This is a genomic window from Acinetobacter sp. 8I-beige, from assembly GCF_902505955.1.
Taxonomy (GTDB): domain Bacteria; phylum Pseudomonadota; class Gammaproteobacteria; order Pseudomonadales; family Moraxellaceae; genus Acinetobacter; species Acinetobacter johnsonii.
The window spans coordinates 2,066,487-2,088,576 of record NZ_LR732790.1 but is presented as its reverse complement, the minus strand read 5'-3'; the positions used below and the strand labels follow the sequence as shown (position 1 = coordinate 2,088,576).

Annotated in this window: 18 protein-coding genes; 11 read left to right on the top strand and 7 right to left on the bottom strand. The window is 41.9% G+C overall.

The genetic code is table 11. The annotated features are described in order from the left end of the window. Positions 1-312 precede the first annotated feature (312 nt). The 5 genes from dnaA to GVX98_RS10000 all read left to right on the top strand — a co-directional run bounded on the left by dnaA (position 313) and on the right by GVX98_RS10000 (position 7,111). The gene (gene dnaA / locus GVX98_RS10020) at positions 313-1,692 is read left to right on the top strand and encodes a chromosomal replication initiator protein DnaA (RefSeq protein WP_004697428.1); all 1,380 of its coding nucleotides are present in this window, start codon (positions 313-315) and stop codon (positions 1,690-1,692) included. A 110-nt stretch (positions 1,693-1,802) separates the two neighbouring features. Beyond that, on the top strand, positions 1,803-2,951 hold the full coding sequence (dnaN, locus tag GVX98_RS10015; protein ID WP_159127930.1) for a DNA polymerase III subunit beta: 1,149 nt from the start codon (positions 1,803-1,805) through the stop codon (positions 2,949-2,951). A 15-nt stretch (positions 2,952-2,966) separates the two neighbouring features. Beyond that, complete coding sequence (gene recF / locus GVX98_RS10010; RefSeq protein WP_159127929.1) at positions 2,967-4,049, top strand: DNA replication/repair protein RecF; 1,083 nt, start codon at positions 2,967-2,969, stop codon at positions 4,047-4,049. A 52-nt stretch (positions 4,050-4,101) separates the two neighbouring features. Then, the gene (gyrB, locus tag GVX98_RS10005) at positions 4,102-6,573 is read left to right on the top strand and encodes a DNA topoisomerase (ATP-hydrolyzing) subunit B (RefSeq protein WP_159127928.1); all 2,472 of its coding nucleotides are present in this window, start codon (positions 4,102-4,104) and stop codon (positions 6,571-6,573) included. Positions 6,574-6,742: 169 nt separating this feature from the next. Further along, entirely contained in the window at positions 6,743-7,111 is a 369-nt protein-coding gene (locus GVX98_RS10000) for a hypothetical protein (RefSeq protein ID WP_159127927.1), read from the top strand. A 637-nt stretch (positions 7,112-7,748) separates the two neighbouring features. Here GVX98_RS10000 and GVX98_RS09995 read toward each other — a convergent pair. After that, entirely contained in the window at positions 7,749-9,689 is a 1,941-nt protein-coding gene (locus GVX98_RS09995; protein ID WP_159127926.1) for an ATP-binding cassette domain-containing protein, read from the bottom strand. A gap of 229 nt (positions 9,690-9,918) precedes the next feature. Here GVX98_RS09995 and GVX98_RS09990 point away from each other — a divergent pair, with 229 nt between their 5' ends. From GVX98_RS09990 to erpA, 4 genes are all read left to right on the top strand, one after another. Next, positions 9,919-10,929: a putative solute-binding protein gene (locus tag GVX98_RS09990; RefSeq protein WP_171503315.1), complete on the top strand. Its 1,011-nt coding sequence runs from the start codon at positions 9,919-9,921 to the stop codon at positions 10,927-10,929. Between the two features lie 254 nt (positions 10,930-11,183). After that, positions 11,184-12,194, top strand: coding sequence for a putative solute-binding protein (locus GVX98_RS09985; protein WP_125281102.1), 1,011 nt, complete (start codon positions 11,184-11,186; stop codon positions 12,192-12,194). Between the two features lie 218 nt (positions 12,195-12,412). Continuing rightward, entirely contained in the window at positions 12,413-13,426 is a 1,014-nt protein-coding gene (locus GVX98_RS09980; protein ID WP_159127925.1) for a putative solute-binding protein, read from the top strand. 118 nt (positions 13,427-13,544) lie between these two features. Continuing rightward, a complete protein-coding gene (erpA, locus tag GVX98_RS09975) occupies positions 13,545-13,880 on the top strand; it encodes an iron-sulfur cluster insertion protein ErpA (protein WP_004697409.1) in 336 nt (111 codons plus the stop codon). A gap of 59 nt (positions 13,881-13,939) precedes the next feature. On the opposite strand, the gene GVX98_RS09970 is transcribed toward erpA, so the two are convergent. The 5 genes from GVX98_RS09970 to grpE all read right to left on the bottom strand — a co-directional run bounded on the left by GVX98_RS09970 (position 13,940) and on the right by grpE (position 18,975). Continuing rightward, a complete protein-coding gene (locus tag GVX98_RS09970) occupies positions 13,940-14,314 on the bottom strand; it encodes a hypothetical protein (RefSeq protein ID WP_005401765.1) in 375 nt (124 codons plus the stop codon). A 115-nt stretch (positions 14,315-14,429) separates the two neighbouring features. Next, entirely contained in the window at positions 14,430-15,341 is a 912-nt protein-coding gene (locus GVX98_RS09965; protein WP_004977704.1) for a matrixin family metalloprotease, read from the bottom strand. Positions 15,342-15,424: 83 nt separating this feature from the next. Next, positions 15,425-16,252, bottom strand: a complete 828-nt coding sequence (locus tag GVX98_RS09960; RefSeq protein ID WP_004977701.1) for an OXA-211 family carbapenem-hydrolyzing class D beta-lactamase OXA-280 — start codon at positions 16,250-16,252, stop codon at positions 15,425-15,427. Positions 16,253-16,366: 114 nt separating this feature from the next. Further along, positions 16,367-18,307 (bottom strand): molecular chaperone DnaK, encoded by a 1,941-nt coding sequence (dnaK, locus tag GVX98_RS09955; RefSeq protein WP_004977698.1) that lies wholly within the window; start codon positions 18,305-18,307, stop codon positions 16,367-16,369. 119 nt (positions 18,308-18,426) lie between these two features. Further along, positions 18,427-18,975 carry a nucleotide exchange factor GrpE gene (gene grpE, locus GVX98_RS09950; RefSeq protein ID WP_058951459.1) on the bottom strand — a complete coding sequence of 183 codons (549 nt, stop codon included), beginning with the start codon at positions 18,973-18,975 and terminating at the stop codon, positions 18,427-18,429. Positions 18,976-19,898: 923 nt separating this feature from the next. On the opposite strand from grpE, the gene GVX98_RS09945 reads away from it, so the two are divergent. Beyond that, a complete protein-coding gene (locus GVX98_RS09945) occupies positions 19,899-20,126 on the top strand; it encodes a hypothetical protein (protein ID WP_159127924.1) in 228 nt (75 codons plus the stop codon). Between the two features lie 111 nt (positions 20,127-20,237). Here the strand turns inward: GVX98_RS09945 and GVX98_RS09940 are convergent, their stop codons facing one another. Then, positions 20,238-20,810 carry a hypothetical protein gene (locus tag GVX98_RS09940; RefSeq protein ID WP_159127923.1) on the bottom strand — a complete coding sequence of 191 codons (573 nt, stop codon included), beginning with the start codon at positions 20,808-20,810 and terminating at the stop codon, positions 20,238-20,240. Between the two features lie 198 nt (positions 20,811-21,008). On the opposite strand from GVX98_RS09940, the gene GVX98_RS09935 reads away from it, so the two are divergent. Further along, a complete protein-coding gene (locus tag GVX98_RS09935) occupies positions 21,009-22,082 on the top strand; it encodes an alpha/beta hydrolase (protein ID WP_159127922.1) in 1,074 nt (357 codons plus the stop codon). Positions 22,083-22,090: the final 8 nt, after the last annotated feature.

Here is a 22,090-nt window from a genome sequence, read left to right as displayed (position 1 = left end):
CTATTAGGGTGGTCTTTTTCTGTGGAAATGACACTTTTTTAATTATAAAACAATAAAATATGATGTGGATAAGATTGTTTTTATAAAATTAATAGTTTGTGGATAACTTTGTGTTATATTCTATCCACAGTTTGCGGATAACCTTATCCACACCAGTATTTGAATTTAAATTTATTTTCATAAGCAGGCTTTTTGAGCAATATTTGCAGAATTTTCCATGACAGATGTGGATAACTTAGTTAGAATGGCGACCCGCTTCGGTGGGTACTTGGTGTTTTTATTAATTATCGATGGAATGAATAGGGGTTTCACATGCTTTGGACGGACTGCTTAACTCGCTTGCGACAAGAGCTCTCTGGGAATGTCTTTACAATGTGGATACGCCCTTTAGTTGCAGAAGAGTTAAATGACACATTACGTCTTTATGCTCCAAATCCCTATTGGACACGTTACATTCAAGAACATCACCTAGAGCTGATTACAATTTTAGTGGAGCAGCTCTCTGAAGGGCGTGTACGTAAAGTTGAAATTTTAGTCGATTCACGTCCAGGTGCAATTTTATCTGCGAGTGAGCAACCTGCAACGACGACGGCAGCTTTAGAGTCTGCTCCAGCACCTGTTGTACGTCCGAAAAAAGAAAAAGAAGAAGGGAATTCTAAAAACAGCCGTAAACGTCAGTTAAATCCTTTATTTTCCTTTTCACTTTTTGTGGAAGGTCGTTCAAACCAAATGGCTGCTGAAACGTGTCGTAAAGTTTTAACTCAGTTAGGTGCTTCTCAGCACAATCCCTTATTTTTATATGGCCCCACCGGTTTAGGTAAAACACACTTAATGCAAGCAGTGGGCAATGCCTTGTTGCAAGCCAAACCGAATGCACGTGTCATGTATATGACGGCAGAAAGCTTTGTTCAAGATTTTGTTAGTTCTTTACAACAAGGCAAAGTGGAAGAATTTAAGAAAAATTGCCGATCTTTAGATCTATTGTTGGTCGATGATATTCATTTGCTGGCGGGTAAAGAGGCGAGTTTAGTTGAGTTTTTCTATACTTTTAACGCACTTTTAGACGAATCTAAGCAAATTATTCTGACTTCAGATCGCTATCCAAAAGAATTAACGGAATTGGATCCACGTTTGGTTTCACGTTTCTCTTGGGGCTTGTCGGTTGGGGTTGAGCCACCTGATATTGAAACCCGTATTGAAATTTTGCTGAAAAAAGCAGAAAGCAATGATGTGGAATTACCGAGAAACTGTGCGTTATTTATTGCGCAACAAGTGGTTGCAAACGTACGTGAATTGGAAGGTGCACTGAATAAAGTGGTGGCCATTTCACGTTTTAAGGGTACAGCTATTGATTTGGATGTTGTGCGTGAGTCATTAAAAGACGTCTTGGCCATTCGTGCACGAACCATCAGTACTGAAAATATTCAACGTGTGGTGAGTGAGTACTTTAGAATCCCACTCAAAGAGTTGGTTGGGCCTAAACGTACCCGTATTTATGCTCGTCCGCGCCAATTGGCAATGGGTTTGGCACGTGAGCTAACGGGAGATAGTTTCCCTGAAATTGGTATGGCTTTTGGCGGCCGAGATCACAGTACCGTCATGCATGCTTGTGAAAAAGTTTTAAGTCTGCGCGATGAAGATCCGATCTTCAATGAGGACTATAAAAACTTACAACGTTTGCTGCAAAGTTAAGCAAAATTGCTCAAATTCTATTCTTGCAATGCGGCATGTTCTGCCGCATAGTACACTGCTAAAAACACATTTATTTATTATTTTATCTTCAGTTTTTCGAGGAATGTATCGTGCGTTTAAAAATCGCGAAAGAAAGCTTACTTAATGTTCTATCACATGTCGTAGGAGCGGTTGAACGTCGCCATACTTTAAATATTCTCTCAAATGTTAAAGTACAAGTAAGCCAAGCGTCGTTGACGATCACAGGTTCAGACTTAGAAGTCGAATTGGTTGCAAGTACCCCTCTTGCAGAAGGGGCGTGTTTACAAGCGGGTGAAACCACGGTTCCTGCACGTAAGTTGATGGATATTTGTAAATCTTTACCGACTGCTGCACTGATAGACTTACAAATTACTGAAGATCAACGTTGTATTTTAAAGTCTGGTAATAGCCGTTTTGTGTTGGGGACTTTACCGGCTGAAGATTACCCGTTATTGACCACAGAGAACACGCAAGGCACGCAAGTTGCAGTGACACAGCGTGAATTAAAGCGCCTATTTGAAAAAACTGCATTTGCTATGGCGGTGCAGGATGTGCGTTTTTATCTCACGGGAACCTTACTTGAAATTGATAATAATCAACTGCGTGCAGTGACCACAGACGGCCACCGTTTAGCTCTGTGTGAAACTGTTGCTAGCTCAAATGCCACTCAATTGATTCAAGCCATTGTCCCACGTAAAGCAGTGGGCGAATTACAGCGTTTATTGAGCATTGAAGATGAACAATTGGCGTTGTTGATTGGTCGTGAACTATTGAATGTGACCATTTCTATTGCCAGCCGTGACAAAGAACAAGGGGATACGACGGTTCGTTTCACCACGAAACTGATTGACGGTAAATTCCCTGATTATCGCCGTGTGATTCCACGTGGTGGGGATAAAAATGTGTTAATTGCACATGATGTCTTTAAGCAATCTTTACAACGTGTTTCGATTTTAAGTAATGAAAAACTACGTGGTGTGTTCTTAAACTTTGCCGCAGATACTTTGCAGCTACGTGCCAATAACCCAGAGCAAGACGAAGCCGTAGAAGATTTGGCGATTCAATATAATAATGCGCCAATGGAAATGTCTTTTAATGCCCAATACATATTGGAAGTCTTAGGCGCATTGGATGGTGATGATGTGTCAATGACGATGACCGAAGCAAATCAATCGGTTCTAGTGCAAGATCCAGCTCATCAAGATCAGACCTATGTGGTCATGCCAATGCGTGTTTAAGCCCTAGGTTCAGGCATGCAAATCACGCGTTTAAACATCGAACGTGTTCGAAATCTCAGAACGGTTGCTCTCCATGGATTGCAACCGTTTAATGTTTTTTATGGACAAAATGGTTCAGGTAAAACCTCGATTTTAGAAGCCATTCATCTGTTGGCGACTGGACGTTCCTTTCGTACCCATATTCCGAAAAACTATATTCAAACCGATACCCACAACGCGATTGTCTTTGCCCAATCCAGTTCTGAAAAAATAGGGATGCAAAAGCTGTTGTCTGGTGAACAGCTCATCAAGGTCAATGGCGACAACATTGCCACTCAAGGTCAATTGGCTAAGATTCTTCCTTTGCAACTGATTGATCCGCAAAGTACCGATATTATTGATCATGGTGCCAAGCCTAGACGGCAGTTATTAGATTGGCTGATGTTCCACGTGGAACCTGAGTTTTATCATGCATGGCAATATTATTCACGTGCTTTAAAACAGCGTAATAGTTTACTAAAAACACGACGGAATCTAAGCCTGGCAGATTTGGAGCCGTGGAACAAAATGCTCAGTGACTATGGGGAAATGCTGCATTCGCAGCGCGTCAGCATTGTGGAGCAGTGGAAGGGCTTTTTTGAGCAAGATTTAAAACACCTGCTGCCAGATATCGAGGTTCAGTTAGAATATAGCCCTGGCTTTCATACCGAGTTAGGGTTGCTGAATGACCTGCAAAGTCACCATCAAAAAGACCTTGAACGGCGCTATACCGAGTATGGTCCACACAAGGCAGATTTACGTTTAAAAACAAGCCTTGGCGATGCCGATGTCGTGCTGTCACGTGGACAAAAAAAGCTGTTAATCATAGCCTTAAAACTGTCACAGATTGCAATGCTACATGCTTGTAATAAGGAAACTGTGGTATTATTAGATGATCTGACAGCAGAATTAGATTTAACAGCACAACAACGTTTAATTGAGCGATTGAGCCAACTGGGTAGTCAAGTTTTTATTACCACTTTAGAGTATGAATCAGTCAAAAATCACTTACATGATTTATCTATTTCTTATCAATTATTCTGTGTTGAAAACGGTCAAGTTCAAGTTGTCGCACAATGATTTTAGATTTTACCCATCACGGGATAGACCTATTTTTCGCTAGGGAGAAACCATGAGTTCAGAAGATCAACAAGCTGCTTCTCAAACGGAACAAACCACAGAAAAAGCTTATGATTCCTCTAGTATCAAAGTATTACGTGGATTGGACGCAGTACGTAAACGTCCGGGTATGTATATTGGTGATACGGATGATGGTTCAGGCTTACACCATATGGTGTTTGAGGTGGTGGATAATGCGATCGATGAGGCGCTTGCAGGTCACTGTGATGAAATTTTGGTGACGATTCACGAAGATGAATCTGTAAGCGTATCGGACAATGGGCGCGGTATTCCGACCGATATTCACCCTGAAGAAGGGGTTTCTGCCGCAGAAGTGATTTTAACCATTCTGCATGCAGGTGGTAAGTTCGATGACAATAGCTACAAGGTTTCAGGTGGTCTACATGGTGTAGGTGTATCGGTTGTGAATGCCTTGTCACGTAAGTTGGAACTGACGATTCATCGTGCAGGTCATATTCATCAACAAGAATATAAACACGGTGATCCGGTTTACCCACTGACTGTTGTGGGGGATACGGATACGACAGGAACAACTGTCCGTTTTTGGCCAAGTGCTGAAACTTTTAGCCAAACCATTTTCAATGTTGATATTTTGGCACGTCGTTTACGTGAATTGTCTTTCTTAAACGCGGGCGTGCGCATTGTTTTGCGTGACGAGCGTATTCATGCAGAACATGTGTTTGACTACGAAGGCGGTCTGTCTGAGTTTGTGAAATATATTAACCAAGGCAAAACCCATCTGAATGACATTTTCCATTTCACCGTACAGGCTGAAAATGGCATTGGTGTTGAAGTGGCGTTGCAGTGGAATGATACCTATCAAGAAAACGTACGTTGCTTTACCAACAACATTCCACAAAAAGATGGTGGAACGCATTTAGCGGGTTTCCGTGCGGCATTAACACGTGGTCTAAACAGCTACATGGAAAACGAAAACTTACTCAAAAAAGAGAAAGTAGCGGTTTCTGGTGATGATGCACGCGAAGGTTTAACTGCTATTGTTTCAGTGAAAGTGCCTGATCCGAAATTCTCTTCACAAACCAAAGAAAAACTGGTTTCCAGTGAAGTGAAACCTGCGGTTGAACAGGCAATGAACAAATCATTCTCTGAATATTTGCTTGAAAACCCACAAGCTGCAAAATCGATTGCAGGCAAAATCATTGATGCGGCACGTGCTCGTGATGCAGCACGTAAAGCGCGTGAAATGACGCGTCGTAAAAGTGCGTTGGATATTGCAGGCCTACCAGGTAAGCTCGCAGATTGCCAAGAAAAAGACCCTGCATTGTCTGAATTGTATCTGGTCGAGGGTGACTCTGCAGGCGGTTCAGCAAAACAAGGCCGTAACCGTAAGATGCAAGCGATTTTACCGTTGAAAGGTAAAATCCTAAACGTGGAACGTGCGCGTTTTGACAAGATGATTTCATCTCAAGAAGTCGGTACGCTGATCACGGCATTGGGTTGTGGTATTGGTCGTGAAGAGTACAATCCGGACAAATTGCGTTATCACAAAATCATCATCATGACCGATGCTGACGTAGATGGTTCGCACATTCGTACCCTATTGTTGACCTTCTTCTTCCGTCAAATGCCTGAACTGGTGGAACGTGGTTATATCTATATTGCTCAACCACCACTGTATAAGCTGAAAAAAGGCAAGCAAGAGCAATATCTGAAAGATAATGATGCGCTTGAAACTTATTTAATTTCAAACGCGATTGATGAGCTTGAATTGCATATCAGTGCTGCTGCACCTGCAATCCGTGGTGAAGCTTTGGCGAATGTGATTGCAGATTATCAAACGTCTCAGAAGAGCTTACAGCGTTTAACTGTACGTTATCCTGCCAGTGTCTTAGATGCGTTGATTTCGGTTGAAGGCTTTAAGCTTGATCAAAACCATGACCGAGCTTATGTCGAGCAGTGGGCTGAACAAGTGCGCAGTGCTGTGGCAGAGATTCAACCGAGCTTGCGTCCAGAGTTAAGTTTAGAAACGTTTGAAAAAGAGCTAGCAGATGGTCAAAAAATCGAGACTTACTTGCCTCGTATAACCATCTATGTACACAATCTACCACACAGCTATTTATTAGATGCAGGCTTATTGGGTTCTGGTGAATATGCACGTTTGTTGAAGAACTCTAAGAGCTGGTTTACGCTGCTTGAAGATGGCGCATACCTACAAAAAGGTGATCGCAAAATTGCAGTCACTAGCTTCCATCAGGTATGGCAACATATTTTATCTGATTCCCGTCGTGGCATGATGATTCAACGCTATAAAGGCTTGGGTGAGATGAATGCGGAGCAGCTTTGGGAAACCACTATGGATCCTGAAAACCGCAACATGTTGCAAGTTACCATTCAGGATGCGATTGAAGCCGATCGTATGTTCTCTTGTTTGATGGGTGACGATGTGGAACCACGTCGTGCATTCATTGAAGAAAATGCATTGAATGCGGATATTGATGCCTAAGCGCTTTACAAAATAAGCCATAAAAGCACCCTGCGGGGTGCTTTTTTTTACAGCATTTTTTATGCTTTTGAATAAAATATAAGCAATGTACACTGTTATTAAACTGACTTATAGCGATGTCATGATGTGAGTATTAAGTCTTTTGCACAGTGCAAAATGTGAGGTCATTATGATGGATAATCAACTAGAACAAGTACGCGACATTTGGGTGAATGCATTTTTTACGGGCAATTATGAAGTTTTAGCTCAATATGAAGATGAGCATTTTAAGGTGGTCTATGAACAAGCTGATCGTGTAGAAAGTAACTATACGCGCTATGAAAAGATCGCGCATGCTGTGAAAAATGGCGTTTGGAAACCTCAAAAACCCGACATCGAATTTGAAGAATTTGAGTTTGATCGTGACCAAACACGCTGTCAGGTCTTGATCGGTTTGGTTGAAAATCGCCAACAAATCCAAGAAACATGGGTCTTCGATCAGGGATGGAAAATACAAGAATTACGTTTTTTAAAGGCGCAAAGAGCCGTATTAAATTAAGTAAAAAGAGCGCAAAAAAGAGGATGGATTTGCCTAAAACAACTGAATAAATAAACAACATTAGCCTGTGGATAAATAAAAATAGCACTTTATATCAGTTGCTAAAATACGTATAATTTTATCCACAGATGTTTTAAGTGCGGTCTTTAAATTTAAAACCCTGCCTTATTTTTAAATTTAAATCGGATCTTTTAAATTTATTCTCTCTTTTTAAATTCAAAACTTGTTGTGCTGAAAGGTGCATGTCTGCACATGATGGATATTCGCTGTCTGTTGTGAAGGTTGTATTTGGCTTTAAGCTGTGAAATTTACGGAAATAGGGCTGTATATAGTTGAATATTCAATTAATTAAGCTATATTAAACAATCTTGTTTTTTGTTTTTTAAGAATATCTAAACAATGAAAATCAATTAATTTATCGCTTTATTTATTAAGAAAAAATTTTAATTTCAATCACTTATATTTTTAAAATGCTCAGACTAGGTGGGTGCATGTCCTATTGAATTACATGCATAGACCGAAAAGGCAGGTTTTGGGAGATCGATTGGTGTTGCAGCAAAGTAAATCAATCAAAATGGTTAAGACATAAAAATGCCCGCCATGCATAAACAGAGCGGGCAGGGTATATGAGGAAAGATTATTCGTTTTCGAATGAGCTTTCGAGTTCTTCAAGTTCCATCATCAGCTCTAGCATTTGTTCTTCAGCTTCACTGACTTGGTTTTTAAGTTCAGTTTGCTCATTCATTAGTTTCATGAGTTCATCTTTGCGTGCAGCGTCATATAGGCCAGCATCACCGAGTAAACTTTCAATGTTGAGTAAACGTGGCTGGTGTTTTGCCAGTAGGCTTTCACATTTTTCGATATTTTTACGAATCGGACGCGTTTGTTCACGGCGCTGTGCAGCTAATTTACGCTGCGCTTCTTTATCAACCTTTGAAACCATAGTTTTTTGAGTGCTGACTTTAGACACGATCGGCGCTACGATTCCGCCTTGTTTAATCATTTCTAGGCGCGCTTGGCGTAACCAGTTGGCATAATCGTGTAGATCGCCTTCAAATTCGGTCGATTTTCCAGCATGGACTAAAATGAGGTCATCACATACGCTGGCAATCAGTTGGCGTTCATGCGAAACCAAGACCACAGCACCTTCATAGTCTTGTAAAGCCATGGTCAGTGCATGGCGCATATCTAAGTCTAAGTGGTTGGTCGGTTCATCTAGAATCAACACATTGGGACGTAACCATACGATTAAAGCCAGTGCTAAACGTGCACGTTCACCACCAGAGAAGCTCTCGCATGGGGTATCCATTCGCTCGCCACTAAAGCCAAAACTGCCTAAAAAGGCACGTAAGGTTGCTTCACTGATTTTTTTATCCGCAATCCGTGCCAATTGCAGCATTGGGCTGGCGGACTCATCCAGTGAGTCCATTTGATGCTGTGCAAAATAGCCAATATTCAGTAGCTCTGAGGCTTTGCGTTGTCCTGCCAATAAAGGTAAATCACCGACCAAGGATTTGATTAAGGTTGATTTACCTGCACCATTCATCCCCAATAAGCCAATTCGGCTCGTCGGGGTGATTTGTATGTTGATATTGGTGGCAATCAGTTTGTCGCCATAACCAATATCAGCCTGCTCTAAAGTCAGCAGTGGTGAACTCATTTTAGTGGGTTCACGGAAGCTAAAGGTAAATGGGGTATCGACATGCGCAGGCGCAAGCAGCTGCATCCGTTCCAATTGTTTAATTCGGCTTTGTGCCTGACGTGCTTTAGTGGCTTGGGCTTTAAAACGATCAATATATTTTTGAATATGTGCTCGTGTTTCGAGCTGCTTTTCATAGGCTTGTTGTTGTTGGGCTAAACGTTCAGCACGAGTGGTTTCAAAGGTAGAATAGTTGCCGCTATAGAGAGTGAGTTCTTGATTTTCGATATGTAAAATACGGTTAGTAATCGCATCTAAGAAATCGCGGTCATGCGAAATTAAAATTAGGGTGCCCGTATAGGCATTTAACCAATCTTCTAACCATAAAATAGCATCGAGATCTAAGTGGTTGGTCGGTTCATCCAGTAATAATAGATCCGAACGGCTCATCAGGGTACGCGCTAAGTTTAAACGCATGCGCCATCCACCAGAGAAACTCGAAACCAAGAGTTGGTTTTGATGTTCCATAAAACCCAGACCCGCCATAAGCTGAGCGGCTTTAGCGGGTGCGGAATAACCGTTAATTTCGTCGAATCGGCCATGTAAATCAGCCAGTTCAGTGTCAGTTAACTGTTCAGGATGGTTGAGCTGTTGTTGAATGTTCCAATATTCTTCATCACCGGTCAGGACGAAATCAATTGCAGCCATATCTAAGGCTTTTACTTCCTGTGCCATGTGCGCCACCGTCCATACGGCAGGGCGGCTTAGGGTGCCATCATCAGGACCTATCGAGCCTAAGAGCGCAGCAAACAGGGTTGATTTTCCAGCACCGTTGACACCGGTGAGACCAACTTTCCAACCCGGATGGATTTGCATGGAGGCTTTTTGAAATAACACTCGTCCACCACGGCGCAATGAAACTTGATCAAGCTGAATCATGGAACTATCAAATATCAGAAAAAGGTGTGCCTATTCTAATGGATGCGTCAGCAAAAGACTAAACATTCAAAATTTATCTGAACGGAAATCTTGAATAGCTGATTTTAAGAGGAGGATGAAATCATTTGACCTTTGGTCGGAAAGCTAAAAGTTGACCTTTTTTGACCTATATTGAGAAGTAGCACACAGATATATTTTCCCAGTAAAACAAAAATATGAAGGGATAATAATGAAAAGAAAAGGATTTTTTATTATATCGACGCTCGCACTGTGTACTTTCTCCAGTATGCTGCAAGCGAAGCAGCAGGTGTGTGTCTTTGATTTACTGGGTAAAGCGGGGGAATCTTATAAATTCTTAGAAGAATGGGCTTTGGTTAGTAAAAAATGGGGTGCACAAGTACAGTTGATTTCGTTTCAGGACGAAGACTTGGCCGATAAAGCCTTTCAAAATGATAAATGCGATGCGGTGTATATGACCTCAATGCGCGCGCGCACCTATAACAAGTTCGCAGGTTCGATTGATGCCTTAGGCGGAGTGCCAAGCAATAAAATTGCACAAAAGGCGGTGGAATATGTGTTGGATGCTAGAAATACCAAGCGCATGACCACCACATTACAAGGGGAAAGTTATGAAGTGGCAGGTATCGGCTTGATTGGTTCAGCCTATATTTTTGTAAAAGACCGAAGTCTGAATACCATCGAAAAAGCGCAAGGTAAAAAATTTGCCATCCTGCATTATGACCGGGCACAACGGGTGATGGTGGAGCGAGTGGGTGCTGTACCTGTAATGTCGGATATTTCCAACTTTATAAAAAAGTTTAATACGGGCGAAGTGGATGTGGTTGCTGCACCTGCATATGCCTATAAACCCTTAGAAATTGAAAAAGGTCTAGGCTCTAAAGGGGCTATGCTTAACTTTCCCGTAGTCAATGTCACTGCAGATTTAATTGTAAGACCCGAGCGTTTTCCTGCTCAATTTGGCGAGCAATCACGGCAATGGTTTTTGCAAAAAATTCCGCAATCCTTTGCTATGGTGCAGCGATTGGAAGCTGCCATTCCAAATAAAATCAAAATGCAACTCAGCAAGGAAGACAAAGAAAAATATCAGCGCTTGCTAAGGGAAGGGCGCATTGATTTAACCAAACAAGGGGTCTATGACCCAGGGATGATGCGCGTGTTGAAAAAAGCCCGCTGTACGGTTGAACGCACCAATTTTGAATGTTCATTGGGCGGTGAATAAGGTGAAAATCTGTATTTCTTTGTAATATTAAGCATCATTCATGTAAAACGGATGATGCAGGATTTTTATTTTAATATGATGAATTTAAAATGCTTTTACTAATCCTGTGAAAATAAAAAAGAGAGAAAAGAAAAAAATTTGCCCAATTGACAGTAATTTTTGAGTAAATGCTCTATTTTTTTAATTTTAACTTGCTTAATATTTTGCATGTGTATGGACACCTGTCAAACAACAAAACGAACAAGGACACAAGAATGAAAAAATTAACCCTCGCACTCGCTGCTTTTTCTGCTTTGGGTGTAGCGTCGACAGCACAAGCGGCTAAAGTGGACATCTGTGTATTTGACTTGCTTGGCAAATCTGGTGAGTCCTATCAAATGGCGCAAGAATGGGCTTTGGCGGCAAAAGGCTGGGGAGCTGAAATTAATTTAATCCCTCGTCAGGATGAAGCCGTTGCCGACAACGACTTTAAAGCAGGCAAGTGTGATGGCGTGTTTATGACCGCTATGCGTGCACGCCAGTACAATAAATTTGTCGGTTCTATTGATGCATTGGGCGGTGCTCCAAGCAATGCCATTGCACAACGTGCGATTACTTTTGCATTGGATCAGCGTAATGCGGCCAAAATGGTGACCAATCTTAGCGGTAAAAAATATGAAGTGGCAGGGATTGCACCTTTAGGTTCAGCTTTTATTTTTGTACGAGATAAAAGTATTAATTCCATTGAAAAAGCGGCAGGTAAAAAGTTTGCAGTCTTGGGCTATGACGATGCCCAAAAAATCATGGTGCAACGCGTCGGTGCGCAAGCGGTGATTTCCGATGTGTCTAACTTTGTGGCGAAGTTTAATAATGGTCAAGTTGATATGGTCGGCGCACCGGCTTATGCCTATAAGCCCCTAGAAATTTATAAAGGTTTAGGCACGAACGGCGCCATGTTTAACTTCCCTGTACTACAAGTGACAGCTGACTTTGTGATTCGTCCAGATCAATTCCCCGCAGGCTTTGGACAAAAATCGCGAGATTGGTTTGTGAAAAACCTACCGAAAAGCATCGCAATGATTGGTCGTTTAGAAGCAGGCATTCCTGCAAAATACAAAATGAACCTCACAGCAGAAGACAAAACCAAATATCAAAAAATGCTGCGCGATGGTCGGATGGATATGACCAAACGAGGCATTTATGATCCAGCAATGATGTCAGTCTTGAAAAAAGCCCGTTGCTCGGTGGATAAAGCCAACTTTGAATGCTCACTGGGCGGTGAGTAATTTTCGAGTGTAATCAAAGAAAGCTCAGTTTAAATTGAGCTTTCTTTTTTGCTTTTAACCGACCGATTTAAATGGATTTGAAGCAGCTAATTTGTATAGCGCGTAGGAAATGAGTGGTTTTGAACCGAGTGCATTGTCATTCGGGGCATTAAAAAATAACAAAGAGCAGAAGTGAATGGCTCATCACAATAAACAACAATAAGTCAAAAGGAAGATACATGAAACAGTGGATGAAAAGCCTCAGTGTCGGGACATTAGTCATTTCTGCAACAGCGATGGCACAGGCCAAACAAGTGGTTTGTGTATTCGACTTGGTCGGTAAAAATGGTGATGTGTATAGCCTGATGAAAGATTATCAGTTGGCGGCTAAAAACTGGGGCGCGGATATTGAACTGCGGGTCGGACAAAATGAAGCCGTGATTGCTGAGGATTTTAAAGCAGGAAAATGCGATGCCATTAGTGTTACAGGCATGCGCGGGCGTCAATTTAATTCGTTTACAGGCTCACTTGACGCGATTGGCGCGATTCCCGATCTCAGTTTAGCGGTTAAAGTGATGCAAGGCTTGGCCAGCCCAACTTTTGCTAAACATATGGTCAATGGTAAGTACGAGGTCGCAGGTGTGATTCCTGTGGGGGATGCCTTTTTATTGGTGAATGACCGTAGCATCAATACTGTAGCGAAAGCCGCAGGCAAGAAAATTGCGGTTTTAGACTATGACCAAGCGCAAAAAGTCATGGTTCAACAAATTGGTGCGCAAGCTGTGAGTGCCGATGTCACGAACTTTGGTGCAAAGTTTAATAACGGTCAAGTCGATATTATTGGTGCGCCTGCAGCGGTTTTTAAACCCTTAGAGTTACATAAAGGCTTGGGGACGAAAGGGGCCATTGTGAATTATCCGATTTTACAGGTCACAGGCAATATCATTATTCGTCCGGATAAATTCCCTGTGGGCTATGGACAAAAATCACGGGAATGGGTCAAAGGCCAGCTGCCGCGTGCATTCGGTATCTTGGGTAAAATGAAAGCTGAAATTCCGCAAAAATATTGGATGCAGGTGCCCGCTGCAGATCAACCCGGTTATCAAAAGATGATGCGGGAAGCACGAATTGATCTCACCAACCGCGGTATTTACGATAAGCGAATGATGAAACTGTTATGGCAATTCCGTTGTAAACAAGCGGCGAAAAACTTTGAATGTGGACTACAGGATGAAAATTACAAACAATCTTGAGAAAATTAGTCTGATTTGACTTTAAATATTCAAATAGGGACCATATATTGAGTATGCTATACTCGAAATATGGTCTTTTTGATTTGAAAGACAGCTGAACCGAACTGAGGAATCTAAGATGAATGCCCAAGCACTTGAACTAAGCGACAATGCCGCAAATAAAGTACGTCAATTACGTGACAGTGAAGGGAATCAGGATTTAATGCTTCGTGTATATGTCACGGGCGGTGGTTGTTCAGGTTTTTCTTATGGTTTTAACTTTGCTGAAAACCAAAATGAAGACGATGCAGAATTTATCAATGGTGATGTGAAAATGTTGGTTGACTCATTGAGTTATCAATATTTGGTCGGTTCAGTGGTGGATTATATTGAAGGTTTAGAAGGTTCACGTTTCATCGTGCAAAACCCAAATGCAACAACGACCTGTGGTTGTGGTTCATCTTTCTCGATCTAAACCTGATCTGATTAAAAAAGCCCTCATCATGAGGGCTTTTTATGTGCAATCATTCACTTTCAATCGAGTTTAATTGCATCGAGTAAGTCAAAAATAATCGTGGTGACATCTTGGCTTAAGTCACGGTTATTAAAAACTTCATAGGCAGTAATGGTGACATCGGTGTCACTCGGTAACAGTTTCTGTTCTTCTTCGATCAAGTCATTGATTGGTAAAAGCGTCTGTTTCACTTCTAGGTGTAAAACATCCTTAAACTCTAAATTTTCATCTTCAAGTTCTAACAGCTGCTCGTTGAAATAAGGCAATAGAATAGAATGGAGATAAGGTTGAATCTCAACAATATCAAAGATTTCGATATCACGAGTTTCTTCAATCGTACTGATGTGGTCATTTACTTCGATTAAGATATGGTAGTAACTCACATTCGTCTCCAAAGCTTCTAGTGGATATTCAATTATTTACAATAACACGAACCCGAGTCAAGATGTGCTGTGATTGTATTTCATACACCCATTAAAATTAGGGGATTATTTTTAGTAATCCATCACTTCAACGGGCATTAAATAACGCAATATCAGCACTTTGTAAACGAAAATTCTGCATATTTTGCTCTTCTAGCATTGGGTACATCAGGGCTTTCGGATCATTATGATGTTTCATTCCGAGGGCATGGCCAAATTCATGCGCTAAAGTCAGACGTAAGTCTTCTTTGGACTCAAACTCATAAATATGAATTTCACGCCCATTGAACAGTCCTTTATCAAATAGACGGGGTTGAAAGCGCTGGTTGAACTGGTCGATGGCCAGATTATGGCCTTGATCCAAACGGTTCAGTTCATCTACCTTTTGATTGTAGGCATTCACTTGCAGGTTAAAGCTGGCAATTTGTTGGTCTAAAACGTGTTGCTGTTGACGCAGCTGCACCAAACTCTGTTGTACGGCCGCTTGCTGCGAAGCAGGGACTCCGCCGTGCTGGTTATACTGACGGATCATGGCATTATAGTTTTGGCTAAGGTCTTGTAGACTCTGTTTTTGCACATCTAAAGCCCCTGAGTGACGTGTCAGATTTTGTTGCATGGCTTTGAGTTCAGTATTTTTTTGACTCAGTCCTTGTTCATTTTGTGTCAGTTTAGACAGTTGATCGCGGCGTTGTACCGACTCATCTTGACGTTGGTCATAAATGAGTCGAATACTGAGCCGAGCATTGGGGTCATAGACAAAGTAGTCTTGGCCCAAACCCTGTTTCCAAATGTCCGTGGCTTGCTGGCTAATCTGCTTTAACTCATGTTCACTAAGAGCAAAACGTGGATCGACTTCCGCAATACGATAGCGAATACGTTGATCGAAAGGATGGGTGAGTCGATCCAGCAGGGGATTGAGGCGCAGCTGAGGCTGTTGCATATTTTGATACAGAATCAAACCTAAAAAGCCCAGCAAAGCAAACAAGAGACTTTGACGCATATTTCATTCATATATCTTTATTTTTAGCTACTTTAGCGTAAAAAATACCTTTGCAACATAAAAAATACGTCTTCTCTATGGGCTTAAATTATTCCCAGTGCTGTCAGACTTTGTTTGACCAGTTGCTCACGCACGCTGGCTGAAATTCCTGTTTTCATATGCATATTCAAAGCAAAATACACTTTTTCACCTGTTGCTGTTTCGACCCAGCCTGTCCACCAGCCCACTTGCGGTTCTAGGTCCATGCCCCAACCAGATTTGGCGTAGAGTTTATAATTCGGTTTTTGTTCAATCAGCAGCATGTCTTGTACGGTATGTTGCACATCTGGCTTAAAAGCGAGTTGCGTATTGGCCAGCTTCTCTACAAAAAGGACTTCTTGAACAGGCGTAATTTGCAGTGGACCGACTAACCAAAAATTATCGACAACGGTGCCAATCTGTTGATTGCCATATCCAATGCGCTGTACTTCTTTTTGCATTAGATCTAGGCCAATGCGCCGTGCTAGCTCCTGATAAACAGGAACGGCAGATGCTTGCATGGCTTGCCCTAAAGTCATGTCTTTTTCCCAAGCAGGGAAGCTGTTCTTTTGACCATCCCATTTAAACACCTCGGTGCTGGTTGCTTTACCATGTTCTAGTCCGATTAAGGCATTCAGCATTTTAAAGGTAGAGGCGGGTACATAGGGTGTCTGAGCACGGCTCAAGTCATTGCCGTAGCTGTGTAAGCCATGCTTATCCTTTATGACAATCACCCCCGTGGTTTGGAGTTGATCGAAGGCCTGTTGGATCTGCTGCTGCGCACTTTGTTGCTCATGGTTTTTAGCTGTTTCTATGGAGGGGCTTCTTATTATGGTACATGCAGAACCGAAGGTAGTAATGAGGACGATGAGGCCCAACTGTAAAGTTTTCATGGGTAGCTAAGATCTAAATTTTTTATCAGCCTAAGGTAAAAGTGGAATGTGAAACAACAATATTTAGGTAATAAAAAACCGCGCTTTCGCGCGGTTTTTTATTAAAGAGACAAATTATTTTTTGTCATCTTTTACTTCAGTGAACTCAGCATCTACAACGCCATCGTCCGTTTTCTGTTGTTGACCAGCGTCACCGCCGAATGCATTCGGGTCGAAACCTTCAGCACCGCCTTGACCTTGCGCAGCTTCATACGCACGTTGTGTGATTGGCATGATGATGTTTTGAAGTGCTTCAGTTTTCGCTTTGATGTCTTCTACATCATTTTCTTTGGTCGAGGTTTCAAGCTCAGCGACTGCAGTTTCAACAGCAGTTTTTTCATCGCTTGTTACTTGCTCGCCTAGATCTTTCACTGCTTTTTGAGCAGAAGATACTAAAGCATCCGCTTCGTTACGTGCTTTAGCAAGTTCTTCGAACTTACGGTCTTCTTCAGCATTTGCTTCAGCATCTTTGATCATTGCTTCGATTTCAGCATCAGACAAACCTGAGTTTGCTTTAATCTGGATGGATTGCTCTTTACCAGTGCTCTTATCTTTAGCCGATACTTTTAAGATACCGTCAGCGTTAATGTCGAACGATACTTCAATTTGTGGCACACCACGTGGAGCAGGTGGAATGTCGCCCAATTGGAAGTTACCTAACAATTTGTTTTGCTGTGCCATTTTACGTTCACCTTGGAACACAGAAATGTCTACAGCAGGTTGGTTGTCCGCAGCAGTTGAGAACACTTGAGATTTCTTCGCAGGAATCGTGGTGTTTTTCTCAATAATTGCTGTTAACACGCCACCCATGGTTTCGATACCAAGTGTCAACGGAGTAACGTCAAGAAGAAGTACGTCAGTTTTGTCACCAGACAATACCGCACCTTGAATTGCAGCACCCATTGCTACCGCTTCGTCAGGGTTCACGTCTTTACGTGGTTCACGACCGAAGAATTCTTGTACTTTTTGTTGTACAAGTGGCATACGAGACTGACCACCCACCAAGATCACATCAGAAATCTCAGACGTTGAAAGACCTGCATCTTTAAGTGCAATACGGCAAGGTTCGATTGTACGTTCAACTAAATCAGCCACTAAACCTTCAAGTTTTGCACGTGTTACGTTGATCACTAAGTGTTTAGGACCAGTTGCGTCCGCCGTGATGTACGGTAGGTTAATTTCAGTTGCATTTGATGAAGAAAGCTCAATTTTTGCTTTTTCAGCTGCTTCTTTCAAACGTTGTAATGCAAGTGGATCTTGTTTCAAGTTGAAGTTTTGTTCTTTCTTGAACTCTTCAACCAAGAACTCGATTAAAGCATTATCGAAGTCTTCACCACCAAGGAAGGTATCACCGTTAGTCGACAATACTTCAATTTGTTGGTCGCCATCAAGGTCTGCGATTTCAATGATAGATACGTCAAAAGTACCACCACCTAAGTCGTAAACTGCAATTTTACGGTCGCCTTCTTTTTTGTCCATACCGAACGCAAGTGCAGCAGCCGTTGGTTCGTTGATGATACGTTTAACTTCTAAACCTGCGATTTTACCCGCATCTTTAGTTGCTTGACGCTGTGCATCGTTAAAGTAAGCAGGAACCGTAATCACGGCTTCAGTTACTGTTTCACCTAAGTAATCTTCTGCAGTTTTCTTCATCTTTTTCAAGATTTCAGCAGAGATTTGTTGTGGTGCAAGTTTCTTGTCGTTTACATCAACCCAAGCATCGCCATTGTCTGCTTTGATGATTTTGTAAGGGACAAGACCGATGTCCTTTTGAACCGCTTGGTCTTGATACTTACGACCGATCAAACGTTTGATCGCGAATAATGTGTTTTTAGGGTTAGTCACTGCTTGACGTTTTGCAGACTGACCCACCAAGATTTCGCCATCTTTATACGCAATAATCGATGGTGTTGTACGTGCACCTTCAGCGTTGTCGATCACTTTAACTTTGTCGCCTTCAAGTACAGCGACACAAGAGTTTGTTGTACCTAAGTCAATACCAATGATTTTAGCCATTTGGATGATTCCTCAAAAATTTTTGCAATGTTTTTGCTTGTTATTCGATATGAGAGCCTTTCAATTTTTTTCAAGTGATAATCACGAAAAAATTTCACAAACTCTCGAATTTATAGGGCTTATGCGCCAACCATGACCATTGCTGGACGGAGCAAACGACCATTTAAGGTATAACCTTTTTGCAATACCGTTCCGATCTCGTTGGCTTTCGCATTTGGATCAATCCCGACTGCTTGATGCAAGTCCGCATTGAAACCATTTGCTGTATCAACTGCAACCACACCAAATTTTTCCAGTGCAGTAAGTAACGATTTCAACGTCAGTTCCACACCTTCAAACATTGGTGTTTTTTCTTCACCCGATGCGCTAAGGGCACGTTCTAAATTATCCACTGAGTCGAGTAACTCTTTTGCGAATTTTTCGAGAACGGTGTCTTTATGCTTATCTGATTCACGTTGAATACGCTCTACACTTTTTTGTGCTTCGTATACAGCATTTGCAGTGCGTGCTTTTTCAAGCTTTAAGCTTTCTTCAAGATTGGTAATTTGAGCTTGTAAATCCTCAACTGAAACTTCAGCTTGCTCCGTTTCAGCTTGAGTTTGCGCTGTTTGTGAATCCGCTTGCTCTTGCCCTAGATCTTGAGCTTCTTGATTGTGCTCAGTCGCCATTGATTTACTCCGTTTAAATGGGTTCTTAAACATGTACAGTCCTTCAGGCATCAGTGTTAACTGGGTTAATCTGAACTGCCATGCGTTATTGAATTCAGGATTACTACAAAAGGTCGGGGCAACAGCCAAAAATTCAAGCGGCTTCAGTGATTAATTCATGTATTTTTGGTAAAAAATTGCTGAAATCAGACTTTCTTGGTGCTTATTCTGTCCGAAGGTCCATTTCCAATCCTGCTTGAGTTTTTTTATGTTGAAAAAGGCTAATCGTTACATTGAATTATTTTAATCAAATTTATCTGTTTTACTAATTTTTCGATTGTCCACATAATGAGTTCATCAGCGGTAATCATACTTTGTGGAGAGAGCAAAGTATGGTGACTGCGACCTATTTACATAGCTTGGGGAAACCCTCCTAATTTAGAGATTTAGGTTTGTGAATAGTACGTCTCCCAAAAGTACTTTATTCAGTGCAAAGGTATAATGCTGTCAGGATGCTTCGAGCTTTGCGCTCAAAATTCGATTTTTAAGGCTGTAGTTTCTTTATTTTTGTATGCTTTTTCGAGCTTAATCCGCCTTGGGTTAAGCTTTTTTTTTGCTTAAAATTTAAAAATAACATTATTTAATCGTGTATCAGCATACAAGAGTTCTGCAATGCTGAAGAGTTGATGGGCCAAGTATGGATTTCCTTTTGTGCTGCTAATCGAAGAGAGAAACAAAGAAGAATCAGTACATTAACTTGCGTTGCTGTTGAGATGTAGGATTAAGGCTGCATTTGTGCGCAATTAATAAAAAATTGCACAAGTTGTACTCGAGTCTGCAAAAACTACAACTCAGCACGTGTGTAAAAGTTTTCGGATTTGACAAAGATAGGCAGGGCAAAGTTTGGCTTTGCTATTTTGTATAACGTAAAAGGAAATGAAAGAATGTTAAATAAGAAAACTGCATTATTGTCTCTAGCGCTCTTAGGTTCAGCATTTGCCATTGTGGGCTGTAGCTCAAATGAAACCACTACAGCGCCTGAGTCCGCTCAAGTGACCACTGCACCAGATGCAGCAGCAACCGTTGAGGGAAGTGCTGGAGTAGAGGTTCAAGCGGATCCTGCTGCTCAGGTTGAACCCATCCAATCTGCACCTGCGACAACACAACAATAAAGCTTAAAAGAGCGTTCTCTTACACTCGCTTTGTTAAAGACCTTCACAGGATGCCGTGAAGGTCTTTTTTTTAAGGGTAAGTCACTAAAGCTGCTCAGCCGTGTTATTTCATCAGTCTGATGTACGATGACGATTTTCTCGTTCTTGACGTGAGTTATCCCAACCTTTGTTTTGATCGCGGCGTTGATCATCGGTACGTTGCTTACGATCGTTATTGGATTGTTTGCGTCGATCTTCAGTACGTTGACGCTCTTGCTCTCGACGTTGGCGTTCGGCATTTTGTCGTTGCTGACGTTCAGCATCATAACGTTTACGTTCTTGGTTTAATCGCTCTTGATCACGCTTTTTCTGTTGCCAGTCTTGATGACGTTGATTGGCGATCCGTTTGCGCTCAGCTTCAATACGTTGCCGTTCTTGTTCGCGGTTTTGGCGTTCCCATTCAGCATGTCTTTGGCGGTTTCGGTCTGCCTCGCGACGTTCACGTTCGATGCGGTTTTGTCGTTGTTGGTATTCCCAACGTTGGCGGTCTCGTTCACGTTCATAGCGATCATGCTGGTTGTAGCGTCGATCATCATAATCATAGCGGTGGTCATAGCGTCCGTCATAATAGCCATCCTCAGGAAAAGCCACACAGCCAACAAACAGGGTGCTGATGAGTGAGAGGAATATTATTTTTTTAGTCATGGCAGATCTCCTTCATAAAACGGAGTAGCAAAACACTCCTAAATCGGCATAAAAATTGTCAATGACAAGCTCTTAAAAGAAGATTAGCGTATAGGGCGTATTGCTATGTATCTTGATGTGAAGACTTATATAAGAGAATGGTCACGTAAGTGCTGATCATGTAGAGAATATGAAGAACGATAAAAGGATATTATTGACATGGGCGTGTTGAATCAAACTTTACAACAATGGATGGAACAAGGCCAAGGCAGTGCGGCACGAGTGATTGATCGCTTACCGACGGTAGCACAAGAAGGCTTGGTTAAAGCGCTGGGTTATCCTTACCAGTTTGAACAACTGGACCCCTTTATTAAATGCTTAATGGCAGCTCAATATAAGCAAGGCAAATCGGGCTTTATTTTTGAAGACTACCATCGTTCGCGTAAATTGTTTGATCATCAAATTCAAATGTTGACCGCGAAACCCAGCGCGGTAAAACAAGTGGAGGATTTACGTCTACCTTTACAAAGTGGAACTGTTTTTGCACGGCATTATCATCCTGCACCGAATAAGAAACTTCCGATGCTGGTGTTTTATCATGGCGGCGGCTTTGTGGTTGGCAGTCTCGACAGTCATGATGAAGTCTGTCGCTTACTGGCAATCCATGCCAAAGTGCAGGTGCTCAGTATTGATTATCCTTTGGCGCCAGAAGTTGGCCCGAACTTATTGATTCAATCTTGTGAAGATGCTTTGGCTTGGGTCTATCAAAACCGTCGTCAGTTCAAAATTTTGAAAAACCGAATTGCGGTGGCTGGCGATAGTGCTGGTGGTAATATCAGTGCCGTGGTGGCGCAGCGAACTGCTGCAAAAGCTTATGCGCCAAGTGCACAACTGTTAATTTATCCTGTAGTCGATTTCAAAAGTCGACATCCATCGTTCTTTGCTTATAAAGATGGACTGACCTTAACCGGGCAAGATGTTGATAGGGTGACGTCGTTGTATGCTGAACAACATCAGGTAGCTCTGGATGATCCTATTGTTTCGCCGACTTATGGCGTATTAAAAAGTGTCGCACCCGCTTTTGTCATCACCGCAGGTCATGATTTATTGCATGATGAAGGTGAAATTTATGCCATCAAATTAAAGCAGCAGGGCAATAAGGTTTATTATCAGAATTATCTAGATCAACCTCATGGGTTTGTGAACTTCACCATCATTTCTCGTCGAGCAAAAAAAATCACCATAGAAATGGCAAAGAACTTTAGGAAATTTTGGGTTAAGAATGCCAAATAAAAAAGCAT